Origin of the sequence: Stenotrophomonas sp. TD3, from assembly GCF_001939825.1 — a bacterium.
Classification (GTDB): Bacteria; Pseudomonadota; Gammaproteobacteria; order Xanthomonadales; family Xanthomonadaceae; genus Stenotrophomonas.
On record NZ_MOYM01000001.1, the window covers coordinates 3,572,069 to 3,587,871 of the forward strand.

The 15,803-nt window shown below is 65.4% G+C and carries 20 protein-coding genes; 17 read left to right on the top strand and 3 right to left on the bottom strand.

Annotation, left to right across the window (positions count from 1 at the left end; genetic code table 11):
* Positions 1-28: 28 nt before the first annotated feature.
* The 3 genes from BKE09_RS16645 to BKE09_RS16655 all read right to left on the bottom strand — a co-directional run bounded on the left by BKE09_RS16645 (position 29) and on the right by BKE09_RS16655 (position 1,368).
* On the bottom strand, positions 29-367 hold the full coding sequence (locus tag BKE09_RS16645) for a hypothetical protein (protein WP_065426590.1): 339 nt from the start codon (positions 365-367) through the stop codon (positions 29-31).
* Between the two features lie 97 nt (positions 368-464).
* Entirely contained in the window at positions 465-1,067 is a 603-nt protein-coding gene (locus tag BKE09_RS16650; protein WP_034022762.1) for a DUF3489 domain-containing protein, read from the bottom strand.
* A 94-nt stretch (positions 1,068-1,161) separates the two neighbouring features.
* Positions 1,162-1,368 carry a hypothetical protein gene (locus BKE09_RS16655; RefSeq protein ID WP_034022761.1) on the bottom strand — a complete coding sequence of 69 codons (207 nt, stop codon included), beginning with the start codon at positions 1,366-1,368 and terminating at the stop codon, positions 1,162-1,164.
* A gap of 107 nt (positions 1,369-1,475) precedes the next feature.
* On the opposite strand from BKE09_RS16655, the gene BKE09_RS16660 reads away from it, so the two are divergent.
* The 17 genes from BKE09_RS16660 (at position 1,476) to BKE09_RS16735 (ending at position 15,799) form a co-directional block, all read left to right on the top strand.
* Positions 1,476-2,042 (top strand): hypothetical protein, encoded by a 567-nt coding sequence (locus BKE09_RS16660; RefSeq protein ID WP_034022760.1) that lies wholly within the window; start codon positions 1,476-1,478, stop codon positions 2,040-2,042.
* Positions 2,043-2,052: 10 nt separating this feature from the next.
* The gene (locus tag BKE09_RS16665) at positions 2,053-4,017 is read left to right on the top strand and encodes a phage terminase large subunit family protein (RefSeq protein ID WP_170871755.1); all 1,965 of its coding nucleotides are present in this window, start codon (positions 2,053-2,055) and stop codon (positions 4,015-4,017) included.
* Positions 4,018-4,034: 17 nt separating this feature from the next.
* A complete protein-coding gene (locus BKE09_RS16670) occupies positions 4,035-4,526 on the top strand; it encodes a hypothetical protein (RefSeq protein ID WP_034022759.1) in 492 nt (163 codons plus the stop codon).
* Positions 4,526-4,918, top strand: coding sequence for a hypothetical protein (locus BKE09_RS16675; protein ID WP_034022758.1), 393 nt, complete (start codon positions 4,526-4,528; stop codon positions 4,916-4,918). The genes BKE09_RS16670 and BKE09_RS16675 overlap by 1 nt, the downstream gene beginning before the upstream one ends.
* On the top strand, positions 4,918-5,139 hold the full coding sequence (locus tag BKE09_RS16680; RefSeq protein ID WP_034022757.1) for a hypothetical protein: 222 nt from the start codon (positions 4,918-4,920) through the stop codon (positions 5,137-5,139). Before BKE09_RS16675 ends, BKE09_RS16680 begins: the two co-directional genes overlap by 1 nt.
* A gap of 2 nt (positions 5,140-5,141) precedes the next feature.
* Complete coding sequence (locus BKE09_RS16685) at positions 5,142-6,650, top strand: phage portal protein (RefSeq protein ID WP_034022755.1); 1,509 nt, start codon at positions 5,142-5,144, stop codon at positions 6,648-6,650.
* 1 nt (position 6,651) lies between these two features.
* Entirely contained in the window at positions 6,652-7,986 is a 1,335-nt protein-coding gene (locus BKE09_RS16690; protein WP_034022753.1) for a S49 family peptidase, read from the top strand.
* A 3-nt stretch (positions 7,987-7,989) separates the two neighbouring features.
* Positions 7,990-8,367: a head decoration protein gene (locus BKE09_RS16695; RefSeq protein ID WP_034022752.1), complete on the top strand. Its 378-nt coding sequence runs from the start codon at positions 7,990-7,992 to the stop codon at positions 8,365-8,367.
* A gap of 75 nt (positions 8,368-8,442) precedes the next feature.
* Positions 8,443-9,465, top strand: coding sequence for a major capsid protein (locus BKE09_RS16700; protein WP_075676482.1), 1,023 nt, complete (start codon positions 8,443-8,445; stop codon positions 9,463-9,465).
* A 7-nt stretch (positions 9,466-9,472) separates the two neighbouring features.
* Positions 9,473-9,751 carry a hypothetical protein gene (locus BKE09_RS16705; protein WP_034022747.1) on the top strand — a complete coding sequence of 93 codons (279 nt, stop codon included), beginning with the start codon at positions 9,473-9,475 and terminating at the stop codon, positions 9,749-9,751.
* 10 nt (positions 9,752-9,761) lie between these two features.
* Complete coding sequence (locus tag BKE09_RS16710; protein WP_034022744.1) at positions 9,762-10,187, top strand: hypothetical protein; 426 nt, start codon at positions 9,762-9,764, stop codon at positions 10,185-10,187.
* Between the two features lie 7 nt (positions 10,188-10,194).
* Entirely contained in the window at positions 10,195-10,392 is a 198-nt protein-coding gene (locus BKE09_RS16715) for a hypothetical protein (protein WP_034022742.1), read from the top strand.
* Between the two features lie 2 nt (positions 10,393-10,394).
* Complete coding sequence (locus tag BKE09_RS16720; protein ID WP_034022740.1) at positions 10,395-11,147, top strand: hypothetical protein; 753 nt, start codon at positions 10,395-10,397, stop codon at positions 11,145-11,147.
* An 11-nt stretch (positions 11,148-11,158) separates the two neighbouring features.
* On the top strand, positions 11,159-11,572 hold the full coding sequence (locus tag BKE09_RS16725; RefSeq protein WP_031688342.1) for a DUF6631 family protein: 414 nt from the start codon (positions 11,159-11,161) through the stop codon (positions 11,570-11,572).
* 50 nt (positions 11,573-11,622) lie between these two features.
* Positions 11,623-11,772, top strand: coding sequence for a hypothetical protein (locus BKE09_RS23545; protein ID WP_153575903.1), 150 nt, complete (start codon positions 11,623-11,625; stop codon positions 11,770-11,772).
* Positions 11,762-12,409, top strand: a complete 648-nt coding sequence (locus tag BKE09_RS16730; RefSeq protein WP_034022735.1) for a DUF6441 family protein — start codon at positions 11,762-11,764, stop codon at positions 12,407-12,409. Before BKE09_RS23545 ends, BKE09_RS16730 begins: the two co-directional genes overlap by 11 nt.
* 3 nt (positions 12,410-12,412) lie before the next feature.
* The gene (locus tag BKE09_RS16735) at positions 12,413-15,799 is read left to right on the top strand and encodes a tape measure protein (protein WP_046432142.1); all 3,387 of its coding nucleotides are present in this window, start codon (positions 12,413-12,415) and stop codon (positions 15,797-15,799) included.
* The last annotated feature ends 4 nt before the right edge of the window (positions 15,800-15,803 follow it).

The window sequence follows — 15,803 nt, forward strand, 5'->3', positions numbered from 1 at the left end:
GGCGGTTTTCCTTATGTGGCGTCGTCAATCACGACACCAGCATGAACGCGCTGTTCAAGCAGGAAGCCAAGCTATTCCTGGCCTCCTGCTTGATGGCGTTCATTGGGTGGCGCGGGGCGCGCATCAGCTCTGCCTGCGCGGTGGCGATGATGTCCAGACGCACGTTGTTCGGGACGTAGGTGGCAAGGTGCCCAAGCGCCCAGTTGAGCACGTTGGCTTTGTCCTTGATGTCCTCCGCGTCCTCGTATCGGGTGATGTAGCGATCAAGTTCGGCCAGTGCGCGCTCCAGCGTGGCGCGGGCGTTATCCAGTGCATCGTGGCCACTGCGGGTGGCGTATTCGATCTCGTAATCGGCGTGGGATTTCATGGCGTGTTCTCCTCGGGGTGGTTGCTTGCGACACCCACATGAACGCGCTGGTGGCGAGAGAAGCCAAGCTATTCCCGGCCTCTCTCGCCATCTTTTTTCAGGCGATGCGGTAGACCCGTTCACCGCCCTGGGGCTTGTCCGACGTGATGGTCAGGCCGAGTTTTTTCTTGAAGGCTCCGGCGAAGGTGCCGCGCACCGTGTGCGCCTGCCAGCCGGTGGCGGTGCAGATCTGGCCGATGGTTGCGCCCTCGGGGCGTTGCAGCATCCGGATCACTTCGGCCTGCTTGCTGTTGTCGCGGGTGCGCGGTTTGGCCTGTGCCGTTGCGGCGTTCTTGGCCCACACGGCCTCACACGCGGCCACGTCGGCCTCCAACTCGGCGTCGGTGGTCTGCGGTGCTGCGGTGGCGTCGGGCGCGTCCTGCGCCGCTTCGGCGTTGGCAATGATCGCGTCGAGCTTGGCCTCGAATGTCGAGGGGTTGATGTGCGGGCGCTTCATGCCCAAGGCGTCGTAGCCCTCGGCGGCGACGCACCAGCCCTCACCATCGGGCGTGATCAGGGCGCGATTGAACAGGCCGTCGAGCACCTTCTTGCGCGCGCCGCCTTTGATGTTGTCGGGGAACCATTCGATCTTACCGCCGCTGGTGTTGATGGCTTTGGCGAGGATGGCGTGCTGGGCCGGGGTGAGTTGGGTGGTGGTCATTTGCTGTTCCTTCGGGGTGGTTGATGACGATGTGATGAACGCGCTGTTCGGGAGTGAAGCCAAGTGCTTTCTGCTTGGCTTCGTTGCTTCTCGATCAGTCCTTGGCGATCTCTGCTTCCGTGGGCTCGGGCAAAGAAATGCCGACCTCGATGCCCGCCTTGAAGGCCGCTTCCAGCGCGTCCCGGATGCACCAGACGGCCGTGTCGTGGAAGTCCAGGCTGTCGGCGTGGCGGGTTTCCAGGGTGTCGAGGCCCAGATGCTTCTGGGCGATCAGGGTGAGGATGGTGTCGATCTGGCTCATGGCGGGTTCCTTTCAGGATGTGGTTGGCGTGACGTGATGAACGCGCTGTTCCCGATGGAAGCCAAGCTCAATCCGCAGAAGCGACGAACAAATGATTGAAGGTGACGATGGGACTCTCGATTCGCGCCTACGCGCGCCACCGTGGCGTGTCGCACGTGGCCGTGAAGAAGGCCATCGACACCGGGCGGATCACCGCACTGCCAGACGGCACGCTTGATCCGGATGCGGCGGACGCGCAGTGGGCACAAAACACATTGCAGCCACGCCGGGCCGCTGCGCAGGAGCAGGCCAGCAGTCCGAAACCCCGGCGCGCGCCCGCGACTGCCGATGCAACGCCGCAACGTGAGGCACCCGAACCGGGTACGCCGCCGTTGTCAGCGGGCGGCACATCGCTGCTTCAAGCGCGCACAGTCAACGAAGTGCTCAAGGCCCAGCTCAACAAGGTGGAGCTGGCGCACCGCAAGAAGGAACTGGTGGATCGGGCGCAGGCCGTGGCACACGTTTTCAAGCTGGCGCGCATCGAGCGCGATGCGTGGCTCAACTGGCCCGCGCGCATCTCCGGGCAGATGGCCTCTGCGCTCGGCGTCGATGCGCACCAGATGCACGTCGCGCTGGAGGCCGCCGTGCGTGAGCACCTGATTGAACTGGGCGAACTGCGCCCCAGAGTCGATTGATCTGGGATTGATGGCGATGGACGATTACGAAGGCGCACAGGAGATCGAACGCGCGTGGCGCGACGGCTTGACGCCCGATCCGCTACTGACGGTGTCGGAATGGTCGGATCGGCACCGGATGCTTTCCAGCAAGGCGTCTGCCGAACCGGGCCGCTGGCGTACCGCCCGCACGCCGTACCTGAAGGCCATCATGGACTGCCTGTCGCCGACCTCGCCGGTCGAGCGCGTGGTGTTCATGAAGGCCGCGCAGCTCGGCGCGACCGAGATGGGCAGCAACTGGATCGGCTACGTCATCCACCACGCACCAGGGCCGATGATGGCGGTGTGGCCGACGGTGGAAATGGCCAAGCGCAATTCCAAGCAGCGCATCGACCCGCTGATCGAGGAGTCGGCGGCGCTGGCGGAACTGATCGCTCCGGCGCGTTCGCGCGATTCGGGCAACACGATTCTGGCCAAGGAATTCCGGGGCGGCGTGCTGGTGATGACCGGCGCGAACAGCGCCGTCGGCCTGCGCTCGATGCCGGTGCGGTATTTGTTTCTCGACGAAGTCGACGGTTACCCACTGGACGTCGAAGGCGAAGGCGATGCGATCTCGCTGGCCGAGGCGCGCACGCGCACCTTCGCGCGGCGCAAGATATTCATCGTATCGACGCCGACGATCTCGGGTGCGTCGGCCATCGAGCGCGAGTACGAGGCCAGCGACCAGCGTCGCTACTTCGTGCCGTGTCCGCATTGCTCGCACCGGCAATGGCTGCGCTTCGAGCAGTTACGCTGGGACAAGGGCGCGCCGGAAACGGCGGCCTACATCTGCGAGGTCTGTGACACCGCGATTGCCGAGCACCACAAGACGTGGATGCTGGAACACGGCGAGTGGCGGGCGATGGCCCAGGATGGCGGTGTCAAGACGGCGGGCTTTCACCTGTCGTCGCTGTACAGCCCGGTGGGGTGGCGCGCGTGGCGCAACATTGCCGCCGCGTGGGAAGCCGCCGTCAACAAGGAATCGGGATCGGCCGCCGCCATCAAGACCTTCAAGAACACCGAACTGGGTGAGACCTGGGTCGAGGAAGGCGAAGCGCCCGACTGGCAACGGCTGGTCGAGCGCCGCGAGGACTATCGCATCGGCAGTGTGCCACTGGGCGGCCTGCTGCTGGTGGGCGCGGCGGACGTGCAGAAGGATCGCATTGAAGCCTCGGTCTGGGCCTTCGGGCGTGGCAAGGAATCGTGGCTGATCGAACACCGCGTGCTGATGGGCGACACGGCGCGCGACACAGTGTGGAAAGCCTTGGCCGCGGTGCTGGCCGAACAGTGGACGCACGCCTCGGGCATGGCGATGCCACTGGCGCGTTTCGCGCTCGACACCGGCTTTGCCACGCAGGAAGCCTACGCCTTCGTGCGTGCCTGCCACGACCCGCGCGTGATGGCGGTCAAGGGTGTGGCGCGCGGCGCGGCCTTGATCGGCACACCGACCGCCATCGATGTTTCGCAGGGCGGCAAGAAGCTGCGCCGGGGCATCAAGGTGTACTCGGTGGCGGGTGGCATCGCCAAGTTGGAGTTCTACAACAACCTGCGCAAGAGCGCGGATGTTGGCGAGGACGGACTGACCACGGTGTTTCCTGCGGGGTTCGTCCACCTGCCGAAGATCGACGCCGAGTTCATCCAGCAGCTCTGCGCCGAGCAACTGATCACCCGCCGCGACCGCAATGGCTTCCCGGTACGCGAGTGGCAAAAGATGCGTGAGCGCAACGAGGCGCTCGACTGCTACGTCTATGCCCGCGCCGCCGCGTCCAGCGCAGGGCTGGATCGCTTCGAGGAGCGCCACTGGCGGGAGCTGGAACGACAACTGGGGATGGCCAGTCCGCCACCCCCTGAAACCACAACCGAATCGATCAACGAGGCCACCCAACGCGGTGGCCTCGCTGTTTCTGGAACCCGCAACCCCGGTCGGCGCGTGATCAAAAGCCGCTGGCTGTCCTGACATCCCAAGGAGAAAACATGAGTCTTGCTACCCGTATCGAAAGTCTGGTCATCCGCGTCGCACAGGAATTCAACGACGTGCGCGCCAAGACAGGCGATCTCGCCAACCTAACCACCACCGACAAATCGAATCTGGTCGCCGCCATCAATGAGCTGAAGGCCGCCGTGGTGTCGTCCTCGGAAATCGACGACGCCAACATCGCCATTTCCAGCACCTATTCGTCCAGCAAGATCGTCACGCTGCTGGACGCGCTCAAGTCGGAAATCTTGGGCGGTGCCGATGCGGCCTACGACACCTTGCTGGAAATCCAGCAACTGCTGCAAAACGGCACCACGGGTCTGGATGCGCTGCTCGCCGCCGTCAACAACCGCGTGCGTTTCGATGCCGCGCAAACCCTCTCGGCACCCGAGCAGGCACAGGCGCGCAGCAACATCGGCGCGGTGGCAGTCAGTGATGTGGGCGACACCGACACCGATTTTGTCGCCGTGTTTGAAGGCGCGCTGGCCTGATGAGCCTCGCATCGCGCATCACGGCGCTGGCCAGCCGCATCGGCCTGGAGGTCAAGACCAAGATCGATGCCACCCATCCCGGCTTGGCCCGGGCATGGGTGTGCTTCGGCTACGTCGGCAGCCAGATCGTCGTGCGCTCCTCGCACAACGTGGCCAGCGTCACCCGCCTTGGCACCGGGCGCTACCGCGTGACCTTCGTCAATGCGATGGCCGATGCCGATTACTGCTGGGTGGCTTCCGTGGTCAAGAACTCAACCATTCTGGGTTTGCAGCGTGTGGCCCTGGTGCGAGCCAGTGGTGACACCAAAACCGCGCAGCAACTCGATGTCAGCTGTGCGTCCTCCACGTTGGCGACCGACGCCGACGAAATCAACCTCACGGTGTACCGCTGATGGCCTACACACAAGCACACCTCGATGCGCTGGAGTTGGCGCTGGTCAAGGGCGAAAAGCGCGTGACCTTCGGCGACAAGACCGTCGAGTACCGCAGCGTCGATGAACTCATGGCCGCCATCGCGGCCATCAAGCGCGACCTGTTCGAGCAGGCCGTGGACACCGGCCTGTGGCCCGGTGCGCCGCGCCAGATCCGTGTCACCACGGGCAAGGGGTTCTGAACATGCAATGGTTTGACCGTATGCGCAGACGTGTCGGCATCAGCCTGCTGGGTGGCACGCCGTTCTACGACGGCATCGGCGGTGGCCGCCGTGCGCTGGCGTGGCAGGTCGGCAACCCCGGTGCGGTCGCGGCGCTGGCCTATACCCAGAACGAACTGCGCGCCAAGAGCCGTGATCTGGTGCGGCGCAATGCGTGGGCAGCAGCAGGCGTCGAGGCCTTCGTCTCGAACGCCATTGGTACCGGCATCAAGCCGCAGTCGATGGTGGCGGACAACACGCTGCGCGAAGCCATCCACAGCCTGTGGTGGGACTGGTGCGCGGACGCCGATGCCGCCGGACTGACTGATTTCTACGGCCTGCAGGCGCTGGCCTGTCGCGCCATGCTCGAAGGCGGCGAGTGTCTGGTGCGGCTGCGCTACCGCCGTCCCGAGGATGGTTTGGCGGTCGGCCTGCAATTGCAGTTGCTCGAACCCGAACACCTACCGGCCACGCTGAACAGCGAACGGCCCGGCGGCAACGTCATCCGCGCGGGCATCGAGTTCGACAAGATCGGTCGACGCGTGGCCTACCACCTGTACAACGCGCACCCGGGCGACGGTTCGCTGGCCCCGATGTCCGGCAACGGTGGAGTCGGCAGCAGCATCGACACGGTGCGCGTGCCTGCCGCCGAAATCGTCCATCTGTTCCGGCCCCTGCGTCCCGGCCAGATCCGGGGCGAACCGTGGCTGGCCCGGGCGCTGGTCAAGCTCAACGAACTTGACCAGTACGACGATGCCGAGCTGGTGCGCAAGAAGACGGCGGCGATGTTCGCGGGCTTCATCACGCGCCTCTCACCTGAAGACAACCTGATGGGCGAAGGGCTACCGGATGCCAATGGCGCGGCGATGGCCGGACTCGAACCCGGCACGATGCAAATTCTGGAGCCCGGCGAAGACGTGAAGTTCAGCCAGCCTGCCGATGTGGGCGCGAGTTACGCCGAGTTCCTGCGTATGCAGTTTAGGGCGGTGGCCGCCGCGATGGGTATCACCTACGAGATGCTGACCGGCGATCTGACGCAGGTGAACTACTCGTCGATCCGCGCCGGGTTGCTGGAGTTTCGCCGCCGCTGCGAGGCCATCCAGCACAACGTGATCGTCCATCAACTGTGCCGCCCGATTTGGCGCGCGTGGATGGAGCAGGCAGCACTGGAAGGCGCATTGCCGCTGACCGGATTCAGTCAAAAACGGCGCGACTACTTGGCCGCCAAATGGATTCCGCAAGGTTGGCAGTGGGTCGATCCGAAGAAGGAATTCGACGCGATGCTGACCGCCATTCGTGCCGGACTGTTGTCGCGCTCGGAAGCCATCTCGGCCTTCGGCTACGACGCCGAGGACATCGACCGCGAGATCGCCTTGGATAACCAGCGTGCCGACGAACTGGGTCTGGTCTTCGATTCCGACCCGCGCCACGACAAGCCGCCTTTTGCTGCCGTAGCCCCGGTGCCGCCGCAGCCTGACCTACAGGACAACTGACATGCCCCTCATCCATCTGGCGTCCCGCATCATCGGGACGCCGCTGCTCATTGCGCGCCCGAAACTCGACGTGATCCTCTCCGTGCTGGGTTCACGCATCGGCTTGCCCGACCGGGACATGGCCTTTCCCATCCCAGAACCCAAGCAGGCGCGGGCGTTTGCGCAGTCGGGCATCGCCGTCATTCCGGTGTTCGGCACTTTGGTCAAACGCTCGCTGGGCCTCGATGCCGCTTCGGGCCTGATGGCCTACGACGAACTGGAATCCCGGCTGGAGACTGCGCTGGCCGATCCGCAGGTGGCGGGCATCCTGCTCGATCTGGATTCTCCCGGCGGCGAAGCGGGCGGCGTGTTCGAGTTGGCCGAGCGCATCCGCGCCGCCAGCCGGATCAAGCCGATCTGGGCACACGCCAACGATGCCGCGTACTCGGCCGCCTACGCCATTGCCGCTGCCTGCCAGCGTTTGACGCTGTCGCAAACCGCCGGTGTGGGCTCCGTCGGCGTGATCGCGCTGCACGTCGATCAGGCCGTCAAGGATGCCAAGGACGGGCTGCACTACACCGCTGTTTTTGCCGGTGGCCACAAGAACGATCTCTCGCCGCACGAACCCTTGAGCCCGCAGGCGGCGGGTACGCTGCAAAGCGAAGTCGACCGGCTCTACGGAATCTTCACGACGCAGGTTGCCCAGATGCGCCAACTGGATGTGGATGCCGTGCGCGCCACCGAAGCTGCCGTGTACTTCGGCGAGAACGCAGTGGCCGCAGGGCTGGCCGACGCGGTGCTGCCCTTCGATCAGGTGCTGGCCGAATTTGCCGAGGCGTTGGCCGCCCAGCGTCCGCAGACCACGCCACAAGCCCGGTCGTCTGCCTTGCCGCGCGCTTCGCCCCCCACGCTTCACCACGCCCCTCGACCCACCTCTTTCACCTTGGAGAACACCATGACCGAACACCCGGACGAACACGCCGCCCTCGACGATCTTCACGATCCGCACGAACCACACGATCCGACCGACCCCGCCCAGCAAACCGATCCGCCGCAAGACGAAGGCGATCCGCAACCGACACCTGTCGCCAGCGCCGCACTGGCGCAGTCTTTCGCCAGTGGGCGTGGTCAGGCGCAGGCCATTGCCGAGATGTGCCTGATCGCGGGCCAGTCGCAACGCACGGCGGAATTCCTCGCCGCCGGGTTTTCCGAAGCGCAAGTGCGTCGGGCCTTGCTCGATGCCCGTGCTGACCAGCCCGAAATCGCCTCGCGCATCACCGCCGATGCCAGCACCAGCCAGCGCCCGGAAAACAGTCCCGTGGTCGCTGCCGTCAAGAAACTCACCGCCAAGGAGTAAGCCATGACCGCCATTGCACAACCGCAGACGCTGGGCGACCTGCTCAAGTACGAAGCGCCGAATCTCTACTCGCGCGAAACCGATACCGTGGCCGCCGGGCAAAAGCTCGCGCTGGGCACCGTGCTCGGGCGCGATACCACCAGCAGCAAACTCAAAGCCTTCGATCCGGATGCCACCGACGGCAGCGAAATCGCCATCGGCATCCTGGTGGGCGATGTGGACGCCACGCTGATCGACCGCGACGACGCACTGGTGATCGCGCGCCACGCCATCGTCGCGCGCGGCGCACTGGTCTGGCCGACCGGCATCACCACTGCGCAGAAGGCCGCCGCCATCGCCCAGCTCACCTTCTTGGGCGTGCTGGTGCGCGACAGCGCCTGACCCCGTCCTGACACTCCGTTTCACTCCCCCGAAAACCCGCCGCTGTGCGGGTTTCGTCATTTTTGGAGATCCCAAATGCAGAACCCCTTTGAAAACCCCGGCTTCTCGATGGCCAGCCTTACCGCCGCCATCAACCTGCTGCCCAACCGCTACGGGCGGCTGGAGCAACTGAGCCTGTTTCCAGCCAAACCGGTGCGCACCCGGCAGATCATCGTCGAGGAATTCGCCGGTCGCCTGAACCTCTTGCCCACCCGCGCACCCGGTTCGCCCGGCACGGTCGGTGAACGGGGCCAGCGCAAGCTGCGCTCCTTCGTGATCCCGCACATCCCGCACGACGACGTGGTGCTGCCCGAAGAGGTGCAAGGCCTGCGCGCCTTCGGCTCGGAAACCGAGATGGAAGCCATCGGCGGTGTCATGGCCCGTCATCTGGAGACGATGCGCAACAAGCACGCGATCACCCTGGAGCACCTGCGCATGGGCGCGCTCAAGGGCGAGATTCTCGACGCCGACGGCAGCACGCTGGTCGATCTGTTCGATGAGTTCGACATCACGGCGCAGAGCGTGCCGTTCGAGTTTTCCACCGCCACCGACAACGGCCAGCTCAAGGGCGCATGTCTCGAACTGCTGGGTCTGATGGAAGATGGTCTGGCGGGCGAGTTCTCCACGGGCCTTCACGTGCTGTGCTCGCCGGAATTCTTCCGCGCACTGACCACCCACAAGGAGGTCAAGACCGCTTACCAGAACTGGCAGCAGGGCGCGGTGCTGATCAACGATATGCGCTCGGGCTTCAGCTACAGCGGCATCACCTTCGAGGAGTACCGTGGCCAAGCCTCCTTCGTGCAGGCCGACGGCACACTGGGCACGCGCCGCTTCATCGCCGCCGGAGAAGCCCATGCCTTCCCGGTCGGCACGGTGGACACCTTCGCAACGTACTTCGCGCCCGCCGACTTCAACGAAACGGTGAACACCCTCGGCCAGCCGCTGTACGCCAAGCAGGAGCCGCGCAAATTCGACCGGGGCACCGATCTGCACACGCAATCGAACCCGCTGCCGATGTGCCACCGCCCCGGCGTGCTCATCAAACTGACGTCGGCCTGATTCGACCGTGGACGTCGTCACGTTGTACGAAGCGGCGCGCAATGCTGGACTGCTGACGCCGGTGTCCTTCGCCGGTGTCACTGTGCATTGCGCCTTCCGCGCCCCGGACGAAACCGTGCTCGATGGTTTCGCGCTGTCACGGGACTACCAGATCGACTACCCGGCGGCGTGGCTCACGCTGGCAGCCGGGGACACGGTCGAGGTGGCAGGCAACAGCTATCAGGTGCGCGACGTGCGCGCCATCGGCGACGGCACCGAGCGTCGCGCCTCGCTCTCCCAACTCTGAGGTTATCGCTATGAACTCCGTCCGCGAGCGCGTCTTGCGGGAGGTCGTCACGCGCCTGTCATCCGCGATTGCACCGACTCCGGTGTTGCGGATGCCTGCCGTGCCGGTCACCCGCGAGGCCAGTCCGGCGCTGCTGCTGTTCGTCGATGGCGACAGCATCACCGCCCACGCCAACCACCTCGTCGACCGGCTGCTGATCGTCCGGCTTGCCGTGGTGGCACGCGGTGCTGATGCCTTCGACGTGGCCGACCGGGCGCTGGTTGCGGCCCACGCGGCCTTGCTGGCCGACCCGAATCTGGGCGGCCTCGCCATCGCCGTGCGCGAGATCGACTGCGAATGGGATTTCGACGACGCCGATGCCGGGGCCGTTGCGCTGCCCGCCCGCTACGAGATTCGTTACCGCACCCACGCCATTGATCTCACCCAAACAGGATGAACCCCCAATGCACATCGAACTGCTCAAACCCCACACCCACGCAGGCCAGCGCCGCGACATGGGCGAACGCCTCGACCTTGCTGATGCCAGAGCCCGCTGGCTGATCGCGCAGGGCGTGGCCAAGGCGACAACGCCCGCCACCGACCTCAAACCCAGCCGCCGTGAGGCCACGTCCGGCAGCGCCCATATTTCTCAAGGAGACTGAACATGGCTTACTTCTCTGGACAAGGCCGCGTCTACATCGGTGCGCGCGATGACCTCGGCAACCCGGCAGGCCTCACCTTCGTCGGCAACGTGCCCGAGCTGAAGGTGTCGCTGTCGGTGGATACCATCGAGCATCAGGAAGCGCAGTCGGGCCAGCGCCTGACCGACCTGCAACTCATCAAGACCAAGAAAGGCGAATTCGCCTGCACGCTGGAAGAACTGATCGCCACCAATCTGGCGCTGGCGCTCTACGGCACCACGACCACGATTACGCCCGGCACCGTCACCGGCGAGCTGTTGCCCAACCCGGTCACACCCGGCAGCCTCTACCCGCTGGCGATGCAGAACGTGTCCGCCGTGCAGGTGCAGGACTCGGACGCCACGCCCAACACCCTCCCTGCCAGCCAGTACAGCGTCAATGCCAAGCACGGTTCGCTGGTGATTCTGGATGCCACCACCGGCGGCCCGTACACCGAACCGTTCACCGTCGATTACGCCTATGGCGCGGCGCAGAGCACGGCAATGTTCACCCAGCCGCTGCCCGAGCGCTGGATTCGCTTCGAGGGACTCAACACTGCCGACGGCAACCGCGAGGTGGTGATCGACCTCTACCGCGTGGCCATCAACCCGGCCAAGGAACTCTCGATCATCACCGACGAACTGCTCAAGTTCGAGCTGTCGGGCCAAGTGCTCGCCGACCTCACCAAGCCGGTCGGCGGCGATCTCGGTCAGTTCGGTCGTCTGGTGCTGCTGTGAGGGATGACGCGATGGATGACTTCAAAACCTTTCCACTGGCACCGGTGGTCGTGACGCTCTCCGGTACCGCGCTGGAGTTGACGCCGATCCGGCTGGGCGAATTGCCACGGCTGCTGGCCGTGGTGCGCCCGCTGGCCGAAGACATCGGCACCGACCCGGACTGGATGGCGCTGCTGGGTCGGCACGGTGACGCCGTGCTCGATTTGCTGGCCATCACCACCCGGCGCGAACGCGCATGGGTCAACGACCTGTCGTTGGAGGATGCGGTGCAACTGGTCGCTGCCGTGTTCGAGGTGAATGCGGATTTTTTCGTGGCGCAGGTCGTGCCGAGCATTCAGGGCGCAGCCGAGCGACTCGCGCCGACGCTGCGCACACTGACGAACGCGGTTGGCAGTCCTCCTGGGATAGCGCCGTCGCCCGCCTGATCCGCAGCGGCCACCGTCACCCGGACATCCTCGGGTACACGTTGGGTCAGGTGAATGCCTTTCTGGCTGTCGATAGCCGTCTCGAATTCGAGCGCCTCACCAGCCACTTGGCAGTCATGACCGCCGCCGCCCAAGGTAGCCGCGAGGGCATCCGCCAGCTTCAGGCCGAACTCCAGCAAGGAATGCGTGATGAAGATTGATCTGGTTGCCGAGGGCCTGCTGGATCGGCGGCGCTTCAACGTTTGGCAAGCCGATACCCACAAGGCCATCCACGCTGCTGTTGCCCGTGCAATGCGCGACAGCGGCAAAGACATGGCCACACAGGTGCGCGGAGAGATGCGCGCCAGCTTCCGCGCCGCCAGCCCCAAGTTCCTGCGCTCGATGCACGCCAAGGTGTTCGACCGCAAAGCCAATGCGTTTCCGGCCCTTTACCTCGGCTCGAAGGTGCCGTGGCTGGGGCTTCATGAGCGTGGCGGAACGATTCAGGGATGGATGCTGATCCCGCTGTTGCCGCAACACCAGCGCATCGGGCGCAAGGCCTTCGCCCGGGTCATCAATGCGCTGATGCGATCCGGCAACGCGTGGTTTATCGAGAAAAACGGCCAGAAGATTTTGATGGCCGAGAACATCAGCGAAAACGCCCGCTCGCTGGCCCGGTTTCGGCGTGCCGAGCGCGAGCGCAGTGGCACAAAGCGCCTTCGGCGTGGCCAGGAGATTCCCGTTGCCGTGCTGGTGCAGCGCGTGAACCTGAAAAAACGCTTCGACCTCAACCGTGCGGTGCGGGTCGAGCTTCCCCGCCTGACGGCGGCCATCCGCAAGGCAATGTCCAAGGTTTGAACGATGGCGAACAACCGTGCCCAGATCCTCATCACCGCCGTTGATCAGACGCGCCGGGCCTTCCAGTCGATCAATGGCAGTCTGACGCAACTGCGCGACCAGGCCGGTCAGGTCGGTGCCGTCCTGTCTCGTATTGGTGGAGCCATCGGCATCGGGCTGGGTGTGCGCGAGCTGGTGGCGGTCGCAGATCAGTACAAGAACCTGCAGGCCCGCCTCAAGCTCGCCGTCACCTCACAAGAGGAGTTCAATCGCGCCGACGCGGCCCTCTTTGACATTGCCCAGCGCAACCGTGCGCCACTGGCGGAAACCATCACGCTTTATGCGCGGCTGGCACCATCGGTGCAGGCACTGGGGCGTTCGCAGGCGGACGTGCTGGCGGCCACCGATGCCATCGGGCAGGCGGTGTCGCTCTCCGGTGCATCCAGCGAGGCGGCAGCAGGCGCACTGATGCAGCTCGGGCAGGCCTTCGCCTCGGGGCAACTGCGCGGTGAGGAATTCAATTCCGTCGTCGAGCAGACGCCGCGACTGGCGCAAGCCATCGCCGACGGAATGGGCGTGCCGCTGGGCTCGCTGCGGGCACTGGCGCAGGAAGGCAAGATCACCTCGGCGGCGGTGCTCGATGCTTTGCTCAATCAGCGCGAACGCCTCGCCGAGGAATACGCGAGCCTGCCCGATACCGTCGCGGGAGCGTTCACTCGCCTGAAAAACGCCTTCCAGCGCGCATTCGGCGAGCGCGATGCCAGTTCCGGCCTGACGGCAGGACTGGCGCAAGCCATCCAGCTCGTCGCCAAGCATCTGGAGCTGCTGATCCATCTGGCGGGCGTCGTGCTGGTCGCCGCCTTTGGCCGGATGGCAGGTGCCTTCGCCACCAGCATCGCCGCTGCGCGTGCCGAAGCAGCAGCGCGACTGGCCAACCTGCGCACCCTCCAAGCCGAGGCGCTGGCACGGGTACGCGTGGCCGATGCCGCCTTGGCGCAGGCGCGCGCGCAAGGCCTCGCCACCAGCGCGCTGGTCGCTGACGCGGCGAAGGCTCGGCTGCAAGCGACCGCCGCCAGTAGCGCCGTGACGCAGGCTGTTGCGTCCACCACGCTGCTGGGGCGGGCGGCAGGGTTGTTGCGCGGGGCGCTGGCACTGCTGGGCGGCCCCATCGGCCTCATCGTCACCACGGTGACGCTGCTGGCAGGTGCGCTCTATTCGGCACGCAACGCCGTGGTCGAGTTCGGCGGCAAGAGCGCGTCGATCAAGCAGATCGCCGTCGCCATCTGGGAACTGGTGGTCGAGAAAGTTCTTGCGGTCGTCGACGCCCTTGGGCAACTGGTCGGTGTCAACGATCTCTCCTGGGCTCGCGTGCGCGAGGTGATGGTCAGCGCGCTCACCACCATCGGCACGGCGATCCGCGCGATGGTCAATGGCGTCATCGGCGCGTTCAACGCGGTCGGCAGTGTCGTGGGCATCACGGCGGCCTTCTTCGTCGAGCGCTTCCGCAATGCTTTCTCCGACATCGGGGCACTGGCACAGGCCTTGGGCCAGGACGTAGCCGCTGCTTTCAGTGGTGATTTCTCCATGTCATCGCTACGCACCGTCCTCGGTCGCCGACTTGAGGAGATGCATGACTTTGGCGAGGCGCTCGCAGACACCGTGCGCGATGCGGTGACGCGCGACTACGTCGGGGAAGCCGCTCAGGCCATCGCTGGCCGCATCCGAGCCGAACAAGCGCAGCCGGGCGTCTTCGGTCGCGCACAACCGCCGACGCCACCCGCTCCCGGCAAGGGTGTGCAGGCCGACAAACTGGCCCTGGTACGGGCGCAGGCCGAGGCGGAATTCAAGCTCCTCAAGGACGCATTGGAGCGTCAATCGCGGGTGCTGGATGCCGCGCTCGAAGATCGGTTGATTTCGCTGAAGGATTACTACGCCGCCAAGACGCGGATTGAGCAGCAGGAGATTGACGCGGAAATCCGCCGCGTGCAGGCATCGCTCGCGGAACAGCAACGGCTGGTCAATACGGGCAAGGACGAATCCGCCCGCCTCAAGGCGAAGGCCGAGGTCGCCAAGGCGGAAGCCGAGCTGATCGTGCTCAACAATCGGCGCGCCGACATCGAGCAGGCCAATGCTCGCGCGGCGGCGCAGGCCGAACGCGAACTGGCTGATGCCTTGGCGCAAGCACGTGAAGAACTGGCGCAGATCACCGGCACCGCCACCGATGCCGACCGGCAGGCGGCGATTGCCCGCAGTTACCGCGATCTGCGCGCCCGCCTTGCCGCTGAAAGCGATGCCGACGGCGTGTCGCTGGTGGATCGGCTGATCGACGTCAAAGCCGCGCAAGCCAATCTGGCGGCGCTCGAAGCCCAGTGGCAGCAAGTCACCGAACGCCTGCGCAATGCACAGGAAGCCATTGGCATCCAGCAGCAGGCGGGATTGCTGACCGAAGCGCAGGCGCGCCAGCAGATCGTCGCCTTGCAGCAGCAATCGGCCAGTGAGATGGAACGTCTGCTGCCGACCATGCAGCAGGCCGCGCAGGCCATCGGCCCGGACGCGGTGATCCGCGTACAGGCGTGGCGCAACGAACTGGAGCGAACCCGGCTCACCGTCGATGAACTGGCTCCGCTGTGGAACCGCATCGGCGAGAGTTTCGGCAGCGCATTGAACGGAATGATCACCGGCGCGCAAACCTGGCGCAGTGCCTTGGCGAGCATTTTCCAGCAGGTGGCCGACGCCTTCCTGCAGCAGATCGTGATCCAGCCTTTCCAGCAATGGATGGCGATGCAGGTGCGGATGCTGGCGATGAAGCTGGGTTTCATCCAGCAGGAACAAACCGCCGACGTGGCCGCCAGCGCCGCCAAGGTTGCCCAGAAAACCACCGAGACCACTGCCGTGGTGTCGATGGATGCCGCCAAGGCCGGTGCCGGTGCGGCCGCGTCGCAGGCGTCCATTCCCGTCGTCGGCCCGGGGCTGGCCATTGCCGCAATGGTGGCGATGGTCGCTGCGGTGATGGCGCTGTTGGGCGGGATCAAGAAGTTCGCGGGCGGTGGTCTGGTGTCCGGCCCCGGCAGCGCCACCTCGGATTCGATTCCGGCGCGGCTGTCGGCAGGCGAATACGTGGTGCGGGCGGCCGCCGTGCGCCAGGTCGGTGTGGCCTTCCTCGATTCGCTCAACGGCTTGTCGGCAGGCCCACGTTTCAAGGGTGGCGAATTGGCCTTCGCAGCGGGCGGGCTGGTACCGGAGGTGAAAGTGCCGCCCGCGCAGCCGCAGATGAATCAGGCGGTGCGCATCGTCAACGCGGTCGACCCGGGCGTGACCCACGACCACCTGCAGTCGCCTGCCGGAGAGAAAGTCATCGTCAACATCATCGGGCGCAATGCACGGGCTATCCGTGCGGCGCTGCAAGGCTGAATTT

Bases quoted from the DNA above. Each gene is read 5' to 3' on its own strand.
- BKE09_RS16645 (WP_065426590.1), bottom strand. From the start codon at position 367: ATGAAATCCCACGCCGATTACGAGATCGAATACGCCACCCGCAGTGGC.
- BKE09_RS16650 (WP_034022762.1), bottom strand. From the start codon at position 1,067: ATGACCACCACCCAACTCACCCCGGCCCAGCACGCCATCCTCGCCAAA.
- BKE09_RS16655 (WP_034022761.1), bottom strand. From the start codon at position 1,368: ATGAGCCAGATCGACACCATCCTCACCCTGATCGCCCAGAAGCATCTG.
- BKE09_RS16660 (WP_034022760.1), top strand. From the start codon at position 1,476: ATGGGACTCTCGATTCGCGCCTACGCGCGCCACCGTGGCGTGTCGCAC.
- BKE09_RS16665 (WP_170871755.1), top strand. From the start codon at position 2,053: ATGGCGATGGACGATTACGAAGGCGCACAGGAGATCGAACGCGCGTGG.
- BKE09_RS16670 (WP_034022759.1), top strand. From the start codon at position 4,035: ATGAGTCTTGCTACCCGTATCGAAAGTCTGGTCATCCGCGTCGCACAG.
- BKE09_RS16675 (WP_034022758.1), top strand. From the start codon at position 4,526: ATGAGCCTCGCATCGCGCATCACGGCGCTGGCCAGCCGCATCGGCCTG.
- BKE09_RS16680 (WP_034022757.1), top strand. From the start codon at position 4,918: ATGGCCTACACACAAGCACACCTCGATGCGCTGGAGTTGGCGCTGGTC.
- BKE09_RS16685 (WP_034022755.1), top strand. From the start codon at position 5,142: ATGCAATGGTTTGACCGTATGCGCAGACGTGTCGGCATCAGCCTGCTG.
- BKE09_RS16690 (WP_034022753.1), top strand. From the start codon at position 6,652: ATGCCCCTCATCCATCTGGCGTCCCGCATCATCGGGACGCCGCTGCTC.
- BKE09_RS16695 (WP_034022752.1), top strand. From the start codon at position 7,990: ATGACCGCCATTGCACAACCGCAGACGCTGGGCGACCTGCTCAAGTAC.
- BKE09_RS16700 (WP_075676482.1), top strand. From the start codon at position 8,443: ATGCAGAACCCCTTTGAAAACCCCGGCTTCTCGATGGCCAGCCTTACC.
- BKE09_RS16710 (WP_034022744.1), top strand. From the start codon at position 9,762: ATGAACTCCGTCCGCGAGCGCGTCTTGCGGGAGGTCGTCACGCGCCTG.
- BKE09_RS16715 (WP_034022742.1), top strand. From the start codon at position 10,195: ATGCACATCGAACTGCTCAAACCCCACACCCACGCAGGCCAGCGCCGC.
- BKE09_RS16720 (WP_034022740.1), top strand. From the start codon at position 10,395: ATGGCTTACTTCTCTGGACAAGGCCGCGTCTACATCGGTGCGCGCGAT.
- BKE09_RS16725 (WP_031688342.1), top strand. From the start codon at position 11,159: ATGGATGACTTCAAAACCTTTCCACTGGCACCGGTGGTCGTGACGCTC.
- BKE09_RS16730 (WP_034022735.1), top strand. From the start codon at position 11,762: ATGAAGATTGATCTGGTTGCCGAGGGCCTGCTGGATCGGCGGCGCTTC.
- BKE09_RS16735 (WP_046432142.1), top strand. From the start codon at position 12,413: ATGGCGAACAACCGTGCCCAGATCCTCATCACCGCCGTTGATCAGACG.